The organism is Macrococcus brunensis (assembly GCF_022343725.1).
GTDB classification, from domain to species: Bacteria; Bacillota; Bacilli; order Staphylococcales; family Staphylococcaceae; genus Macrococcus; species Macrococcus brunensis.
This window is the reverse complement of record NZ_CP092179.1, coordinates 652,019-667,928: the sequence shown is the minus strand read 5'-3', so window position 1 is coordinate 667,928 and position 15,910 is coordinate 652,019. Positions and strand designations below refer to the sequence as shown.

Here is a 15,910-nt window from a genome sequence, read left to right as displayed (position 1 = left end):
ATAACTTTCTCTGATCACCTATATCAACAACAAAAAATGCGATTCACCATCATGGTGAATCGCATTTTTTTATCTTTTATCTTTAACAGCTATTGTACAGCGCGCTATCGATACTAAGCGCTCCTCAGCAGTCACGCGTACTTCCCATACTTGAGTCGATTTTCCATGATGCAGTACGGTCGCTTTCGCATAGACTCGTCCTTCTCTCACTGAAGAGATATGATTCGCATTGATTTCAAGTCCGAAGGCAAGCGACTGATTCAAATCTATTAAGTCAGCTGCGCCTAGAGAAGCTGCTGTCTCGCATAAAGCGACTGTCGCACCGCCGTGCAGAAAGCCGAATGGCTGTCTCACTTTGTCTGTGACAGGCATGCTGATACAGAGTTCACCGGGCTGTCTTTCTTCCAGCTGCATCTCAAAATGAGAAAGCATATTCTGCTGTTCAAACAATGCTTCAAAATTCATCCTCTCACCTCATCTACTATAGTACCATGGCTGCAATATAGCCGAAAACAAGAAGCGGGATATTAAAGAGCATAAATGTCGGTACACATGTATCCCAGATGTGGTCATGCTGACCGTCCATATTGAGTCCTGCTGTCGGACCAAGTGTAGAATCACTGGCCGGACTGCCGGCATCTCCTAGTGCACCTGCTGTCCCGATAATACTGATCAGTGCGAGCGGGCTGAGCCCGATCTGCTGACCAAAAGGAATGAACAGCGCTGCAATAATGGGAATCGTTGCAAATGAAGAACCGATACCCAATGTGATGATGAGTCCTGCAATCAGCATGAAGATAATACTGAGCGATTTGTCACCATTCGTGATATTCACCATGCCATGCACAAGAGATTCTACCTGGCCGGAATGATTCATCACATTGGCGAAGCCGTTCGCTGTCAGCATCACAACACCGATATAAGCCATAATCTTAATCCCTGAAACGAGTTCATTATCAAGGGTTTTCCAGTCATAGACACGGAACAGGAAAAATATAAGAATTCCCGCTAATGCGCCGAAGATCATCGATTCAGTCAGTAGCTGAACAATGAATGTCGTGACAATGGCAAAGATAGTAACAAAGACCGTATAGCGACTGATTTCCTTCACTTCAAAAGTTTCACTGGCAGACTGCCTGTAATCGCGTGGTTTACGGTAAAGAAAAATTCCAGTCACTAAACCGAACACAAAGCCCATAGACGGAATCAGCATGGCTTTCCAGATATCATCAAACTGGATGGCATAATTTGCCTGATCAAACCCCTTCTTGATAATCTCGTGAAAGATGTGACCGAAACCAAACGGCAGCAATGTATAAGGAAAACAAAGTCCGAATGTCAGAACTACAGCTATCATTCTTCTATCCAGCTTCAGTTCATTGAATAAACTTAAGAGCGGCGGAATGACAATCGGTATGAATGCGATATGGATAGGTAGAATATTCTGTGACATACATGCAAGAATCAGTAAACTGACCACTATCACTACTTTTGTCCAGACTCTCGTTTTGACTGTACTGTCCTGCTTAATCACGCGGATAATGCGTTCTACGAAATAATCTGTGATACCGCTATATGAGATTAAGGCAGCAAAGCCTCCCAGAAGGGCGTAACTGAGTGCCACTTCTGCACCATCGCCAATGCCTGCCGTAAAATAGCTGATGGTATCAGCAAGGCTCATATGGGCAGTCAGACCCCCTACTAATGCACCGATAAATAATGACAACACGACATTCAGCCTGCAGAGACTGAGGACAATCATCACAATAACTGCTATTAAAACAGCATTCATTTTAACACCCCTTTTATGATTTACTTTATCTTGGTAAAGTACTACCATACTAAAGTAAATGAAAATTTATACTTTGTCAACTGTTATTATTTCTCGGATCAGTTCGACCTGATATTTAAGGGGTAGTAAGTGTGTCATTTCTGCTATAGTGAATGTTTCTCCAAATTGATCTGCTAAATAGTCATAAGAAAGAATAGATGACTGACGATATTTTGATGCAAAGAGCTGATAGTGAGGATTCTGCATACGATATCGGAGCGCTGCACTGCTCGGACGTTTCATGCCGTAAAACGTGATTTTCTGACTATCCTCAGGTAAATATTCAAGCACGACAGGCTGAGTGTTATATTGCAGACCGTAATGAATCAAATCATCAAGGATGGCCAGTCGCACTGACTGAAGGGTAACGTTTTTACCATTTCGTGCGATACGTCTTTCTTCACTCACCTGGTCTTCATACTCTACTGTCAGGACAACTGTATCTGCAGTTGCTGCGAGCAGCACGGACTGAAATAAATCAGGATGCAGCACAATCACGACCTGTTTTGCATGTTCATCTGTACGCCATTCAGTGATTTTGACTTTATGGTGATAATAGGTCAGGGGTAACATCTGATACATCTCATGCTCGCTAAGTTCATGAGCTTCAAGTTTCTGTTCAGGCAGCTCTTCGTGATAACCTAAGACTTCTGCATGTGGCCACTTGTTCTTAATCGTCCAGTACAATCCTGATACATCCATATAATGAGCAAGAGTCGACAAATCAGCAGTCAGCTCTATATCTGAAGGATATGTCATGATTCTGTCATGCAGGAGCAGTTCATCTTCAGTGGTGTATCGTTTTGGATTACCCGCTGCAATACCTATAAGTCGCATCTTGTCACAATGGACATCCAGTTCTTTTTCCTTGTTGTGATAAGCGCGCTCTATCTGTTCATCAATCCAGTGAATACCTGTCTGCTGCCACTGATTATATTGAAAAGGTAAAAAGCACATATAGACTGACTCTATATGTGCCTGTGGGTTAGTCATATTCATCACTCCTAGAACATCGTATAACCGCTACGACGTAAGTTTCTGATTACAATACCGGCTGTGACAGCACCTACTAATCCTGCAGAAAGCATGATGATATCAGCTGGTAAAAGATGAGTCAGACCGCGCCATAGCTGGCTGAACGCATAACGTGGTTTCAAGATGTAGTCTGCTGTCGAAATCTTATCCACAATAGCGAAGACCACAAATGGATAAAAAGCAGTCATGATCCATGTTGATTTAAGCAGCATGTTTAATATAAAGGCAATCCCGAAGAATAATACGAAAAATAGTACGACACTGATAATTAACTGGACTAAGGCAGTCATTGTTTCCTCCTCATGTTACAAAAAAAGTCATTGCACCTATTATAGCATGAAATATTAATGAGGTATTTAAAAGACTTCTCTCAAAACAAAAAAACAGGACACTTAGAAAGAGTCCTGTTTCACTGGAACTTATAAGAATTTACCTTTTTTAAGCGCTAAGCCCGCACCACCGATTTTGAAAACAGCACGTGTGTCGATTACTTTTTTCATGAATGCTGCTTTTTTACCAGTGATTTCTTTACCCATTACAACACCAACGCCGTCGTTAGCGCCAAGAGATGCAACTGTACCTCTTTCGTTATAGACGAATGTACCAAGCGGCTGGTTGTTGAGTAACTTAATGATTGCGTCAGCAGTGAATTCACCTTGCTGCATAGCGATCTGAGCAGTTGTCGGATAAGGGCGTTTGTTGTCGCCTTCGCCTGCCATAACTGCTGAGCAGTCACCGATAACAAAGATATCATCGTAACCATCGATACGGTTATCTTCACGTACAACGATACGTCCACGTTTTACGCCTTCGAATGATTCTTCCATCAATTTGCTACCACGTACACCTGCAGCCCAGATGACTGTGTTAGCATAAAGCTGTTCTTCCTGTTCGCCGTTTTTCACAACGAAACCATGTTCATTTGCAGCAACGATTGGTGTTGCAATTTTGAACTCAACACCGCGAGCTTCAAGGTATTCTACAACGTAGTTAACCAGTTCATCTGAAAACATTGGTAACATTTTAGGCGCTGCTTCTACACAAGTTAATTTAACTTTAGCTGGGTCAACACCATATTTTTTGCACAGCTCAGGTACGCGGTCAGTTAACTCACCTAATAATTCGATACCTGTGAAACCAGCACCACCTACAAGGATAGCAAGATCTTTGTCGTCTTTGTCTGTGCTTTGTGCGTAATGAGCAAAACGTTCTTCAATGTGTTTTGCGATACGGCGAGAAGTATTCACGTTTTCAATTTGGAATGCATGTTCTTTCATGCCGCTGATACCGAACGTTTCTGATTCGAAACCAAGTGCTACAACTAAGATATCGAAATGGAAGATACCGTTAGTTGTTTCAACAGTTTTTTCGTCACGGTTGATTTTAGTCACTTCTGCTTTTACGAAATCAACTTTAGAAGCGTCTACTACGCTAGCAATCGGATAAAGTACATCTTGAGTTTTTAATGTACCTGCAGATGCTTCGTGTAACCAAGTTGCTTCGTAGTGATAATCATTTTTGTTGATTAAAGTGATATCACAATCCTGTGCTGAAACTTTTTTCTGTAATTTTGTGATTGTTTGTAAGCCGGCGTAACCCGCACCAAGTACAACAACTTTTTTTCTTTCAAAGCCCATTATATTCACCCATCTTATTTTTATTTTATTGTGATTTTCATCACATATTGAATTTAAATCATTCCACTATAATGATAATATTAAAATCTGGAATATTCAACATATAAAACTAACAGTTTTCCGGTGTTCCCGCTACTTCACGAGTTCTAAAAGAGCTGCCACAGCCACATGAAGCAATGGCATTCGGATTATCAATGGCAAAACCGCCGCCCATGAGTGATTGTTTAAAGTCGACAATTGTCCCCTTTAATATGGGTGCATCTGTTTGATCAACGAGTACTTTAACACCATAAAATGTCAAAATTTCGTCATTTTCTCCTGGCGCTTCTTCTGCGCTCATACCATACGACAGACCTGTACAGCCGCCACCTTTTACTGAAATCTTTAAATAGCCGTCCGGCATACCGTTTTTCTCCATCATATCTTTCACTTCATAAGCAGCCGCTTCTGTTAATGTAATTGACATTTTTCTACCTCCTAAAACATCCATGTTTCTTCTATATGTTTATAAATATTGGCAAGGAGTTGTTCCGGGTTCTCCCCTGCTACATAATCTCCGTTCACCAATGCATAAAGTTCGTTGTTGCATTGTCCGCAGTAAGTCAGACATCCATACTCCAGACAGTCAATATTAGGGTCTTTTTCGAGCGCATCAAATACAACCTGACCGCCTTTAGCAAGATTTGAGATACAGAATTCGACGATCGGATTCATGGCTCACCTCTATTTTCAGATATTTCTACTATTCAATCGTATAATATATTATAATTTAAGCGTACATAAAAAAATAGGATTTTGACTCATGTAAGAAAAGGGGATTATAAATGAAGAATCTTGTTTTACTTGGCGGCGGCTACGGCAATATGCGCGTGATGCAGCGTCTGCTTCCAGATGCCTTACCAGACGAATATTCAATCACACTGATTGACCGCGCACCTTTCCATGGTTTAAAGACAGAATTTTACGCGCTGGCAGCAGGAACTGAATCTGATAAAGACGTCCGTGTGGAGTTTCCTAAAGATGCACGCCTTAATTTTGCATACGGAGAAATCACTTCTATCGATCTGGATAAACAGATCGTCTCTATGGGCGAAACCCACGTCGATTACGATGAACTGATTATCGGTCTTGGCTGTGAGGATAAATATCATAATGTGCCGGGCGCTGATGAATTTACATATAGTATTCAGTCAATCATGCAGGCGCGTGACACTTACAGCGCAATCGCCGACCTTCCTTCAGGAAACACTGTAGGCGTCGTCGGTGCTGGATTAAGCGGTATTGAACTTGCAAGTGAGTTGAGAGAATCACGTTCTGACCTGAATATCAAACTCTTCGACCGCGGTGAACGTATCCTGCCAGCATTCCCAGAAAAACTGAGTAATTACGTCAAGAAATGGTTTGATCAGCATAATGTTGAAGTCATTCCTCATTCTAATGTCGTAAAAGTAGAGCCTGGAAAACTGTATAACAACGATGAGACATATGATGTCGACCTTTGTGTCTGGACAGCAGGTATCCAGCCGGTAGAAATCGTCCGCAATCTGCCAGTCGAATTCGGCGAAGGCAGTCGCGTCCGCATCAATCAATATCATCAGATTCCGACTCATCGCAATGTCTATGTGGTTGGTGACTGTGCGCTGCTCCCTCATGCACCAAGTGCACAGCTTGCAGAAGTGCAGGCAGAACAAATTGTAGATATCCTCAAAAAAGAATGGAACGGTGAAGAATTACCTGAAACCATGCCGGAACTGAAACTGCAGGGCTTCCTGGGTTCCCTCGGTGAAAAAGAAGGATTCGCATTCCTGATGGACCGTACAGTCACAGGTCGTATCGCTCGTTTAATGAAGTCAGGCGTCCTATGGCTCTACAAGTATCATAACGGTTAAAAAAAGCATCAGCTCTTTTCCTATCAAAAGAGCCGATGCTTTTATATTTTATTTCACGAAATGCTGCTCAACATACTTCGTCAGCTGTGGCAGTTGAATATAGCCATCCGCAACAATTTCATCATTCATTGTAATGAGTGGATAGAAAAGTTCATCGTCCTGAATTCGCTCAACGATAGACTGATCATAATCTGAGTGAGTTTCAGTATCATTGATATCGATATAGTTGAAAGTAAAATCCAGATGATCGAACTTACGCTTTAAGTTCGGCTGTACCCAGTCGTAGATATCTTTAGATGTTGGTGCATTGACACAGCTTGCGCAGACAACATCTGCACCGTAAATATTTACTTTTACTTGTTCCATGTGCAACCCCCTTAAATAATTGTATAAACTATGCTATAGTGATTATACTATACAGTAAGTGAATAAAGAAAGGAGTCTACTATGACGACTGAACAACAAACTCAATTTGATCAAGTCAGTGAAGTGCTTGATAAATTACGTCCATTCCTTTTACGTGACGGCGGTGACTGCGAACTTGTTGACGTAGAAGATGGTATCGTTAAACTACGTTTACTAGGTGCATGTGGTACATGCCCTTCTTCTACTATTACGCTTAAAGCAGGTATCGAACGTGCGCTGTTAGAAGAAGTGCCTGGCATCGTAGAAGTTGAACAAGTATTTTAAGACTACTCTTCGGAGTGGTCTTTTTTTATTCTCTTATTGTCAAACACTAAATGTTAACCTATTATTATTTTATGTTTACATTTAGGGGGATTATGATGCAATATGCTGAAAAAGTAATGAATGGCTACACTTTAACAAAGGAAGAAGCACTCAACGTACTACAGACACCTGATTCAAAAATACTTGCTTTAATTGATGATGCCTATCAGATTCGTCACCACTACTACGGGAATGCTGTTAAATTGAATATGATCTTAAACGCAAAAAGCGGGCTTTGTGCTGAAGACTGCGGATATTGCGGTCAGTCTGTCAAAGCTGATACCGGCTGCAGTCAGTATGCACTTGTGGATGAGGAGAAGTTAATAGAAGGTGCTGAAGCGGCCGTCAACAACCAGATCGGTACATACTGCATTGTTATGAGCGGCCGTAAACCGACGAACCGGGAAGTCGACCGGGTCACAGATGCAGTGAAATCGATCAAGTCACTCCATCCTTCGCTGAAAATATGTGCCTGTCTCGGACTGTCGACAGAAGACCAGGCGCAGAAACTGAAAGATGCAGGTGTGGACCGCTACAATCATAATATCAATACGAGCGAACGCTACCACGATGAGGTTGTTTCGACGCATAGTTATCAGGACCGGGTCAAGACGATCGAAATCATGAAGGCACATCACATTTCTCCTTGTTCCGGCGTCATCTGCGGAATGGGTGAAACAGATGAAGACATTGTCAATATGGCTTTTGCACTTAAAAAAATAGACGCAGACAGTATTCCAGTGAACTTCCTCCATGCCATTAAAGGGACGAAGTTCCAGGATAAAGATGAACTGACACCTAACCGCTGTCTGAAGATCCTGGCACTTTTCCGTCTGATCAATCCGACGAAGGAAATCCGCGTTTCCGGCGGCCGTGAAGTGAACTTACGTTCGTTGCAGCCTCTCAGTCTTTATATCGCCAACTCTATCTTTGTAGGCGATTATCTTGTGACAAATGGTCAGCCTAATGAAGAGGATTACCAGATGATTCAGGACTTAGGTTTTGAAATAGAAACCAATGCTTTTCATACAGACCCCTCTATAGTTAAAACCCTTTAAAGAATGGAATGTTCCATTCTTTTTCTTTTGAATCCATATATTTGGTGAAATTTTAATTAATTTAAGGGTTTACATTGTATAAATCCTGTAAAAACTTATAATTAAGGTAGGCATAAAGTTTTTCATCAATTTTGAGAGGGGTTATTACATGAGTGAAGTTATGACTGGAACAATCCAAATCACTTTAAATGGCCAGCTAATGGCAGTGCCAGCGGAAGCCAATCTTCTAGACTATTTAAGATTCAAAGGTATTGAAGTACCTGCTCTGTGTTATCATCCGGATCTTGGAGCAATCGAAACATGTGACGCATGTATTATTGAGGTTAACGGGGAACTCGTGCGTTCATGTAGTACTCAGTTAAATGAAGGCGACGTCGTCAGAACAGGTACAAGCGAAGCATTCGAAGCACAGATGATCGCAATGGACCGCGTTTTACGCAACCACGAACTTTACTGTACAGTCTGTGATTTTAACAACGGTAACTGTACAGTCCATAATACGGTTAAAAAATTAAAAATCGATCACCAGGCGACACATCAGTCTCCTAAAGGTGCACCTGTCAATCGCGGTAAATTCTACCGCTATGATCCTGACCAATGTATCCTCTGCGGTCGATGTGTACAGGCTTGTCAAAATGTACAGGTTAATGAAACATTAATGATTGACTGGGAACTTGAACGTCCACGCGTCATCTGGGACGGAAACGGTTCTACACTTATCGACGAATCATCTTGTGTCAACTGTGGGCACTGTTCAACTGTTTGTCCATGTAATGCCATGATGGAAGTCGGCATGGAAGGCGAAGCTGGTTTCTTAACGGGCATGCTGAAAGATGCATTCCGCCCGGCTGTAGAAGTCACTAAAGCCGTTGAAACGGGTTACACACCTCTTATGGCTATTTCTGATATCGAAGCAGAAATGCGTGAAGACCGCATCAAAAAAACAAAGACAGTCTGTACTTATTGTGGTGTCGGCTGTTCATTCGAAGTCTGGACTAAAGGCCGTGACATTCTAAAAGTAGAACCAACGCCTGAATCTCCTGCAAACCAGATTTCTACATGTGTCAAAGGTAAATTCGGTTGGGATTTCGTCAACTCAGGTGAGCGCTTAACAAAACCTTTAGTACGTGAAGGCAACGAATTCCGCGAAGCATCTTGGGAAGAAGCTTACGAGCTGATTGCTAAGAACTTCAAAGAAACAATTGAAAAACGCGGACCAGAACGTTTAGCGTTTATCACTTCTTCTAAATGTACAAACGAAGAATCTTACTTAATGCAGAAGCTCGCTCGTGCTGTTGTCGGTACAAATAACGTCGATAACTGTTCACGTTACTGTCAGTCTCCAGCTACAATGGGCTTATGGCGTACAGTCGGTTACGGCGGTGACTCTGGTTCTATCACAGATATCGGCAGTGCAGAACTGATCATCGGTATCGGTACAAATACTGCAGAAGCTCACCCAGTAATCGCAACGCGTGTGAAAAGTGCACAAAAAGTGCGCGGGTCTAAGATTCTTGTCTCTGATATCCGTAAACATGAACTGGCTGAACGTGCTGATATGTTCATCCGTCCTAACCCAGCTTCTGACTTAGTCTGGTTAAATGCGGTCACTAAATATATCATCGACAATGACTGGCATGATAAAGAGTTCATCGCAAAACACGTCAACAACTTTGATGAACTGGTTAAAGGTCTTGAGAAATATACATTAGACTATGCGGTTCAGCATACAGGTCTGACTAAAGAAGAAATTATTAAAGTCGCTAATATGATTCATGAAGCAAAATCAACAGTTGTCATGTGGGCAATGGGTATCACACAGCAACGTGGCGGTAGTGACGCTTCTACAGCGATCTCTAACCTCTTACTTGCAACAGGTAACTACATGAAGCCAGGTGCTGGTGCTTATCCGCTTCGCGGCCACAACAACGTACAAGGTGCGAGTGACATGGGTAGTATGCCAACTCACTTACCAGGCTACCAGAAAATTGACGACAAAGAAGCGCTTGCTAAGTTCAGCAAAGCATGGGGTCGTGAACTGAATCCTGAAAAAGGACAGAACAACCACCAGATGGTTGATGCGATGCATGACGGCGAACTTGATATCCTGTACTTAAAAGGTGAAGACATGGGTATCGTTGACTCTAACGTCAACTACGTCCGTGCTGGTTTCGAAAAACTGAAGTTCATGGTTGTACAGGATATCTTCTTCTCTAAAACAGCAGAATATGCAGATGTTGTCTTACCAGCTGCACCAAGTTTCGAAAAAACAGGTACATTCTCTAATACAGAACGTCGTATTCAGCGTCTGTATCAAGTCATGGAGCCGCTTGAAGGTTCTAAACCTGACTGGATTATCATCCAGGAAATCGCTAACTTACTCGGTGCAAACTGGAACTACACACATCCAAGTCAGATTATGGACGAAATCGCTGCACTGACACCTATTTATTCAGGTGTTAACTATGAACGCCTTGACGGCTTCAAGAGTTTACAATGGCCAGTACACGAAGATGGTACTGACTCACCTCTTCTTTTCACAGACGGCTTCCCGTTCGATGATAAGAAAGCTCGTTTCGCACCAGTTGACTGGACAGAACCAACAGAATATCCGGCAGAATATGATATTCACGTCAACAACGGACGTCTGCTTGAACACTTCCATGAAGGTAATATGACTTATAAAGTCGAAGGACTTGTACTTGAAACACCCGGTGCTTTCCTTGAGGTCTCTCATGAACTTGCAGCAGAACGCGGCTTAGAAGATGGTACACTAGTACGTCTGCAGTCTCCATACGGCCGTGTCGATGTGAAGACAATTGTCACTGACCGCGTTTATGGTAAAGAGGTTTACTTACCAATGAACGATTCAGGCGACGCAGCCATCAACTTACTTTCAAGTTCTATCGCTGATAAAGATACATCAACACCAGCATACAAAGAAACAAAAGCGAAATTGATTATTTTAGATAAAGGTGGTAAATCACCACTCCCTAAAACAAACTTCCGTTATGGTCATCGCGTACCTCAGATGGGCGTCAATGTTCAGAAGAAATGGGAACGTCGTGATTATGTCTTCCCTGGTACAATCGTTAAAGAAAGAAGAGGTGGTAAGTAATGGCTCAAGCTACTACAGTAATCAGAAGAACAGAAGTCGATGTTGAAGCCGTTCGCGCAAAAGAACTACGTGAACTAAAAGATCAGCTGATCATGCATAAAGACACACTGCACAAACTGTTCCGCCTTCTTGACCAGCTGGATGACCACGAAGTCATCAACGCCTTAAATGCTGGACTTGCTAAAAGCGATCCGATTCTGACTCGTGTGTTAAAAGCAGTTAACGAGACAGAAACAGATAAAGCGATCCGTAATGGTCTCTTACTTGTTCAAGGACTCGGTAAATTCAACTTTGATGAGATTGAACCGATGATCTTAAAGTTCAATAAAGGTCTGAAATTATCGACTGAATATAACCAGAGTAAACCACTCGGCTGGTTAGGCCTTCTCAATGTACTGACAAATAAAGATTTCGTTGAAGGGTCTATCGTTCTAACGAAGTTTGTTAAAGGATTCGGTACAAGCTTTGAACAGCTCAAAAAAGAGCAAGGTATCATCGATCCAGTTCAGACAGATGTCGGTGATTTAGACAAAGCATCATCTATTGAACTTCCAAGCAAGGCTGCCCGCACACGTGAAGACAACCGCACTGCTGCAAATCCTAAAGTGAAGATGCTCGGCATGGCTGCAGGTGCTGCACTTTCTGTCGGTGCATTACTTCTTAAAAAATAATAGTCATAAAAAATAACCTGGAACTTTAAGTTCCAGGTTATTTTTATTTTACAGGCGTTTTAGGTTCTTCGCCGTTTACAATGTGTTTTGCATTATCCACGCAAAGCTGAATCATGGCGTCGCGTGTTTCCACGGTCGCACTGCCGATATGCGGTAAGACAACGATATTCTTTTCTTTCAAGAAAGGATGTCCTTCTTTGATCGGCTCCTGACGCAGCACATCAAGTCCAGCCGCTAAAATCTCACCATTTTGGACAGCTTCGAGTAAATCTTCTTCGACGACATGGCCGCCGCGGCCAATATTGATGAAGATTGTGTCATCATTCATCTTCTGAAATGCTTCTTTACTGAAGATATTTTCTGTTTCTTTTGTGAGGGGTGCTGTACAGACGACATAATCTGCCTTTAAGAGCTCATCGAATGACACATATTTCGCGCCCAGTTCTTTTTCAGCTTTTTCATGTCTTGAACGGGTATGATACATAATATCCATATCAAATCCTTTGCAGCGTCTGGCAAAGGCAGTACCGATAGAACCCATGCCGTATATACCGACTGATTTTCTGTAGACATCTTTTCCTGCCATCAAGTACGGCTCCCAGCCTTTCCACTCTCCTGACTCCACTAAATGTGCCGCTTCAATGATGCGTCTCGCTGTTACAAGCATCAGGGTAAAACCGAGCTCCGCTGTAGTTTCAGTCAGAACATCAGGCGTATTGCAGACGATGATGCCTTTATCCCTGGCATAATCTACATCGATGTTATCGTAACCGACTGCGAGATTAATGACAGCCTTCAGCTTAGGACAATGATCCAAGTACTCCTGATCAATCTGGTCACTCATCATCGTAATCACTACATCTGCGTCCTGACTTTCATTAAGCAGTTCTTCTCTTGGCATCGCCTTGAGTTTTTCATGATACATCTCAACATCTGCGACTGTTTTCAGGTCTTCAATAAAACGCTCTGGTATTTGTCTCGTAACTAAAACTTTCATTCTGTTCCCTCCTGATAGATCTTAATGACATCATTCAAGTTTTTGACAGAATATGACGGCGGCACTTCTTCTGCCATCACCGCATCATATGTAGAGACACCGGTCTGGACATGCAGCGTATCAATCCCACTATTGATACCCGACAGAATATCTGTCATATAAAGGTCCCCTATCATGACGAGATCTTCTTTTGGCAGTCCAATCATCTCTACCGCTTTATCCATGATATGCACTTCCGGCTTGCCGATGAAGATAGGATCTACATCTGTCGCTACTGTCAGCACGCTGGTTAGTGCACCATTCCCAGGCAGCAGTCCTCGCTCGCTCGGCAAAGTACGGTCCGGATTTGTTGAAATAAATGTCGCACCATTACGGATGGCAAGTGCTGCATTCGCAAGCTTGTCATAAGTGATATCTACATCGAGACCGATGACCACATAATCTGCTTCGATGTCGTCCACTATTTCAAGCCCCTCGTCAGTGAGCGCCTGTCTGATTCCTTTTCCGCCGACGCAGTGAACGCGAGCGCCTGGCTTTTCATCAGCAATATACATCGCTGTTGCCATGGCAGACGTCACCACGTTCTGAGCCGTGCACGGGAAACCCATGCCTGTCAGTTTCGCTGCTACTTCGTCTGGTGTTTTTGAAGCATTATTCGTCACAAATAAATAAGGCAGCTCATTTTGATAGAGATAGTCAATAAATTCCTTTGCCCCTTCTATCACGCGTGTTCCCGCATACATCGTCCCGTCAAGATCCAGCAGATACCCTTTATACTTTTTCATGGCTGCCTCCTTTTCCGAATGCCGACACAGGTCCAAGTTCGCGTTCAATAAATGATTCTACGGCATGCTGAAAGTTTTGATAAGCGTCAAGATTGTCACTGAAAGCTGACTTCAGTCTGCTATGGTCAATTTGTGTATAGTCACGAACCATCCACTGTCTCATCGGCAACGTCGCTGATATCTTCTTAGCATCCTCACTTGTGATCACTTTCTCCATCTCCATGATATCAATCACGTCCTGGTAACTGCCCGGGTCACGCATAATAAAGCCATCTATCATCATATTGCCGACATCGACCGTGCTTTCAATCAGCATATGACAGATACGTTCAAGCGCGTAGCCTTCTGCAGCGGTGAAATCAGCTGTCAGCCGGGTAATATAATTGAGTTTTAATGCGAGTTCATCTCTGTCTACAAAATACATGTTATCGCCTCCATCCCTAGTTTAACAAATTTTCTTATCACCTTCATTACTGATATACTTGAGACGGAGGGATATTATGATAGATATGTTCTTATATGATGACTCAGAGAAGGCGAATGTCCGCTTCGTCAGTTTTCTCGGCGAATCTCGTCACGATTTAACACTTATCCAGACTGACCGGCATTATGGCAAAACCATTGTGTTGAATACACAGTCCAATAAATTCGGTATAATCGGTCGTGATGATCTGGAGGAAGAAGGTTATATTGCTTATGTGCTCGGTATCAGTGAAGCTGAAGCCGAAGAAGTAACAGAATTTTTAAATGACGTCATACATTAAAAAAAAGTAACTGCCTAGGCAGTTACTTTAAAAAATCTTTTAGTGTTTTACCAGTCGATAGATCCTCAGTCTCCTGAGCCGGTGTATGTTCCACCGGCTCTTCTACTTTGACTGCATCCATCTCCAGCTCTTCTACTGAAGTTTCCTTAACTTCAACTTCGACATCTTCAGCTTCATTACGAACCACTTCATGGGCCGTCAGTCGTCTTAAGACAAAATAGGCGCAGCCGAAGTTACAGTATTCGAGCAGATAATCCTGGATGCTTGAAAATCTACGGTTGATATCCGCTTTTTTATTTTTATCTTCATAGAAACCTTTCAGACGCAGCTGCTCATAACCGATATCTCCTACTATAATAGGATATTTATCAAGTACTTCTGAATAGCGCGTCTCAAACTGTTCCTGATTGAAAGCATTCTTATGATCGACCATTATCTCAAAATAGTGATCGCCTGCTCTCACATTCATTAAGCTTCTCCGAGTGCCTGACGTTGTTTCGCTGCTTCATTTACCTGCTCGTCTGCATGGTAAGAACTACGTACCATAGGACCAGCCTGACAGTGTTTGAAACCTTTATCCATCGCGATTTTACGCAGTTTACCGAATTCAAGCGGTGAATAATATTTCTGAACTTTGATATGTTTACGAGAAGGCTGTAAGTACTGACCAATTGTCATGATGTCCACGTCATTTGCACGCAGGTCATCCATTACTTCAAGGATTTCGTCCCAAGTCTCTCCTAAGCCGACCATCAGACTTGATTTAGTCGGAATATCCGGCTGCAGTTCTTTAGAACGACGCAGTACTTCAAGAGAGCGGTCATATGTTGCACGCGCACGAACTCTTGGCGTCAATCTGCGGACTGTTTCGATATTATGATTCAGAATATCAGGACGCGCATTCATGAGGCGCTCCCAGTTATCAAAGCTGCCGCCCATATCTGATGGAAGCACTTCGATTGTTGTATAAGGATTGCGTTCACGTACTTTACGAATCGTCTCTGCATAGACTTCAGAACCACCGTCTTTTAAGTCATCACGGGCAACCGCTGTGATAACCACGTGTTTTAAGTTCATCAGTTCTACTGATTCTGCTACACGTTCCGGTTCATTTAAGTCAAGTTCGTTCGGCAGACCCGTCTTAACTGCACAGAAACGGCACGCACGTGTACAGACTGCACCGAGAATCATGAAAGTCGCAGTACGACGTTCACCCCAGCACTCATGGATGTTCGGACATTTTGCTTCCTCACATACCGTATGCAGGTTTTTCTCACGCATCATTTTCTTAAGTCCTGTATAGTTCTGGTTCGTATTAAGCTTTATTTTTAACCATTCAGGTTTTCTCAAAATCTCTTCATTTCTTGTCGCCACAATACATCCCTCCGATATCCAT

The 15,910-nt window shown here is 42.7% G+C and carries 19 protein-coding genes; 6 read left to right on the top strand and 13 right to left on the bottom strand.

The features are described from left to right. Positions 1–69: 69 nt before the first annotated feature. From MGG13_RS03600 to MGG13_RS03570, 7 genes are all read right to left on the bottom strand, one after another. Positions 70–465 carry a PaaI family thioesterase gene (locus tag MGG13_RS03600; RefSeq protein ID WP_239035398.1) on the bottom strand — a complete coding sequence of 132 codons (396 nt, stop codon included), beginning with the start codon at positions 463–465 and terminating at the stop codon, positions 70–72. A 16-nt stretch (positions 466–481) separates the two neighbouring features. Next, entirely contained in the window at positions 482–1,792 is a 1,311-nt protein-coding gene (locus MGG13_RS03595; RefSeq protein ID WP_239035397.1) for a Na+/H+ antiporter family protein, read from the bottom strand. Between the two features lie 66 nt (positions 1,793–1,858). After that, the gene (locus MGG13_RS03590) at positions 1,859–2,824 is read right to left on the bottom strand and encodes a hypothetical protein (protein WP_239035396.1); all 966 of its coding nucleotides are present in this window, start codon (positions 2,822–2,824) and stop codon (positions 1,859–1,861) included. Positions 2,825–2,835: 11 nt separating this feature from the next. Further along, positions 2,836–3,156 carry a YuiB family protein gene (locus tag MGG13_RS03585; RefSeq protein ID WP_133432396.1) on the bottom strand — a complete coding sequence of 107 codons (321 nt, stop codon included), beginning with the start codon at positions 3,154–3,156 and terminating at the stop codon, positions 2,836–2,838. A gap of 129 nt (positions 3,157–3,285) precedes the next feature. Then, positions 3,286–4,503 carry an NAD(P)/FAD-dependent oxidoreductase gene (locus MGG13_RS03580; RefSeq protein ID WP_239035395.1) on the bottom strand — a complete coding sequence of 406 codons (1,218 nt, stop codon included), beginning with the start codon at positions 4,501–4,503 and terminating at the stop codon, positions 3,286–3,288. A gap of 109 nt (positions 4,504–4,612) precedes the next feature. Beyond that, positions 4,613–4,969, bottom strand: coding sequence for a HesB/IscA family protein (locus MGG13_RS03575; RefSeq protein WP_239035394.1), 357 nt, complete (start codon positions 4,967–4,969; stop codon positions 4,613–4,615). An 11-nt stretch (positions 4,970–4,980) separates the two neighbouring features. Next, the gene (locus tag MGG13_RS03570; RefSeq protein WP_133432399.1) at positions 4,981–5,217 is read right to left on the bottom strand and encodes a YuzB family protein; all 237 of its coding nucleotides are present in this window, start codon (positions 5,215–5,217) and stop codon (positions 4,981–4,983) included. A gap of 110 nt (positions 5,218–5,327) precedes the next feature. On the opposite strand from MGG13_RS03570, the gene MGG13_RS03565 reads away from it, so the two are divergent. Then, on the top strand, positions 5,328–6,392 hold the full coding sequence (locus tag MGG13_RS03565; protein ID WP_239035393.1) for an NAD(P)/FAD-dependent oxidoreductase: 1,065 nt from the start codon (positions 5,328–5,330) through the stop codon (positions 6,390–6,392). Between the two features lie 48 nt (positions 6,393–6,440). Here the strand turns inward: MGG13_RS03565 and MGG13_RS03560 are convergent, their stop codons facing one another. Next, a complete protein-coding gene (locus MGG13_RS03560; protein ID WP_239035392.1) occupies positions 6,441–6,758 on the bottom strand; it encodes a YuzD family protein in 318 nt (105 codons plus the stop codon). A gap of 81 nt (positions 6,759–6,839) precedes the next feature. On the opposite strand from MGG13_RS03560, the gene MGG13_RS03555 reads away from it, so the two are divergent. From MGG13_RS03555 to MGG13_RS03540, 4 genes are all read left to right on the top strand, one after another. Further along, complete coding sequence (locus tag MGG13_RS03555; protein ID WP_133430760.1) at positions 6,840–7,082, top strand: NifU family protein; 243 nt, start codon at positions 6,840–6,842, stop codon at positions 7,080–7,082. A gap of 89 nt (positions 7,083–7,171) precedes the next feature. Beyond that, positions 7,172–8,179 carry a biotin synthase BioB gene (gene bioB / locus MGG13_RS03550; protein ID WP_239035666.1) on the top strand — a complete coding sequence of 336 codons (1,008 nt, stop codon included), beginning with the start codon at positions 7,172–7,174 and terminating at the stop codon, positions 8,177–8,179. Between the two features lie 160 nt (positions 8,180–8,339). Beyond that, entirely contained in the window at positions 8,340–11,297 is a 2,958-nt protein-coding gene (fdhF, locus tag MGG13_RS03545; RefSeq protein WP_239035665.1) for a formate dehydrogenase subunit alpha, read from the top strand. Then, complete coding sequence (locus MGG13_RS03540; RefSeq protein WP_239035391.1) at positions 11,297–11,968, top strand: helical membrane plugin domain-containing protein; 672 nt, start codon at positions 11,297–11,299, stop codon at positions 11,966–11,968. Before fdhF ends, MGG13_RS03540 begins: the two co-directional genes overlap by 1 nt. A 43-nt stretch (positions 11,969–12,011) precedes the next feature. Here the strand turns inward: MGG13_RS03540 and MGG13_RS03535 are convergent, their stop codons facing one another. The 3 genes from MGG13_RS03535 to MGG13_RS03525 are packed head-to-tail and all read right to left on the bottom strand — an operon-like array spanning position 12,012 to position 14,174. Continuing rightward, complete coding sequence (locus tag MGG13_RS03535; RefSeq protein WP_239035390.1) at positions 12,012–12,965, bottom strand: 2-hydroxyacid dehydrogenase; 954 nt, start codon at positions 12,963–12,965, stop codon at positions 12,012–12,014. Continuing rightward, a complete protein-coding gene (locus MGG13_RS03530) occupies positions 12,962–13,750 on the bottom strand; it encodes a TIGR01457 family HAD-type hydrolase (protein ID WP_239035389.1) in 789 nt (262 codons plus the stop codon). The genes MGG13_RS03535 and MGG13_RS03530 overlap by 4 nt, the downstream gene beginning before the upstream one ends. Further along, entirely contained in the window at positions 13,737–14,174 is a 438-nt protein-coding gene (locus MGG13_RS03525) for a DUF86 domain-containing protein (RefSeq protein WP_133430765.1), read from the bottom strand. The genes MGG13_RS03530 and MGG13_RS03525 overlap by 14 nt, the downstream gene beginning before the upstream one ends. 76 nt (positions 14,175–14,250) lie before the next feature. Here MGG13_RS03525 and MGG13_RS03520 point away from each other — a divergent pair, with 76 nt between their 5' ends. Continuing rightward, positions 14,251–14,514: a DUF3055 domain-containing protein gene (locus tag MGG13_RS03520; protein ID WP_133430766.1), complete on the top strand. Its 264-nt coding sequence runs from the start codon at positions 14,251–14,253 to the stop codon at positions 14,512–14,514. Positions 14,515–14,536: 22 nt separating this feature from the next. Here MGG13_RS03520 and MGG13_RS03515 read toward each other — a convergent pair whose 3' ends face one another. Both MGG13_RS03515 and lipA read right to left on the bottom strand, forming a co-directional pair. After that, entirely contained in the window at positions 14,537–14,983 is a 447-nt protein-coding gene (locus MGG13_RS03515; protein WP_239035388.1) for a YutD family protein, read from the bottom strand. Beyond that, complete coding sequence (lipA, locus tag MGG13_RS03510; RefSeq protein WP_133430768.1) at positions 14,983–15,888, bottom strand: lipoyl synthase; 906 nt, start codon at positions 15,886–15,888, stop codon at positions 14,983–14,985. Before lipA ends, MGG13_RS03515 begins: the two co-directional genes overlap by 1 nt. Positions 15,889–15,910: the final 22 nt, after the last annotated feature.

Bases quoted from the DNA above. Each gene is read 5' to 3' on its own strand.
- MGG13_RS03600 (WP_239035398.1), bottom strand. From the start codon at position 465: ATGAATTTTGAAGCATTGTTTGAACAGCAGAATATGCTTTCTCATTTT.
- MGG13_RS03595 (WP_239035397.1), bottom strand. From the start codon at position 1,792: ATGAATGCTGTTTTAATAGCAGTTATTGTGATGATTGTCCTCAGTCTC.
- MGG13_RS03590 (WP_239035396.1), bottom strand. From the start codon at position 2,824: ATGACTAACCCACAGGCACATATAGAGTCAGTCTATATGTGCTTTTTA.
- MGG13_RS03585 (WP_133432396.1), bottom strand. From the start codon at position 3,156: ATGACTGCCTTAGTCCAGTTAATTATCAGTGTCGTACTATTTTTCGTA.
- MGG13_RS03580 (WP_239035395.1), bottom strand. From the start codon at position 4,503: ATGGGCTTTGAAAGAAAAAAAGTTGTTGTACTTGGTGCGGGTTACGCC.
- MGG13_RS03575 (WP_239035394.1), bottom strand. From the start codon at position 4,969: ATGTCAATTACATTAACAGAAGCGGCTGCTTATGAAGTGAAAGATATG.
- MGG13_RS03570 (WP_133432399.1), bottom strand. From the start codon at position 5,217: ATGAATCCGATCGTCGAATTCTGTATCTCAAATCTTGCTAAAGGCGGT.
- MGG13_RS03565 (WP_239035393.1), top strand. From the start codon at position 5,328: ATGAAGAATCTTGTTTTACTTGGCGGCGGCTACGGCAATATGCGCGTG.
- MGG13_RS03560 (WP_239035392.1), bottom strand. From the start codon at position 6,758: ATGGAACAAGTAAAAGTAAATATTTACGGTGCAGATGTTGTCTGCGCA.
- MGG13_RS03555 (WP_133430760.1), top strand. From the start codon at position 6,840: ATGACGACTGAACAACAAACTCAATTTGATCAAGTCAGTGAAGTGCTT.
- fdhF (WP_239035665.1), top strand. From the start codon at position 8,340: ATGACTGGAACAATCCAAATCACTTTAAATGGCCAGCTAATGGCAGTG.
- MGG13_RS03540 (WP_239035391.1), top strand. From the start codon at position 11,297: ATGGCTCAAGCTACTACAGTAATCAGAAGAACAGAAGTCGATGTTGAA.
- MGG13_RS03535 (WP_239035390.1), bottom strand. From the start codon at position 12,965: ATGAAAGTTTTAGTTACGAGACAAATACCAGAGCGTTTTATTGAAGAC.
- MGG13_RS03530 (WP_239035389.1), bottom strand. From the start codon at position 13,750: ATGAAAAAGTATAAAGGGTATCTGCTGGATCTTGACGGGACGATGTAT.
- MGG13_RS03525 (WP_133430765.1), bottom strand. From the start codon at position 14,174: ATGTATTTTGTAGACAGAGATGAACTCGCATTAAAACTCAATTATATT.
- MGG13_RS03520 (WP_133430766.1), top strand. From the start codon at position 14,251: ATGATAGATATGTTCTTATATGATGACTCAGAGAAGGCGAATGTCCGC.
- MGG13_RS03515 (WP_239035388.1), bottom strand. From the start codon at position 14,983: ATGAATGTGAGAGCAGGCGATCACTATTTTGAGATAATGGTCGATCAT.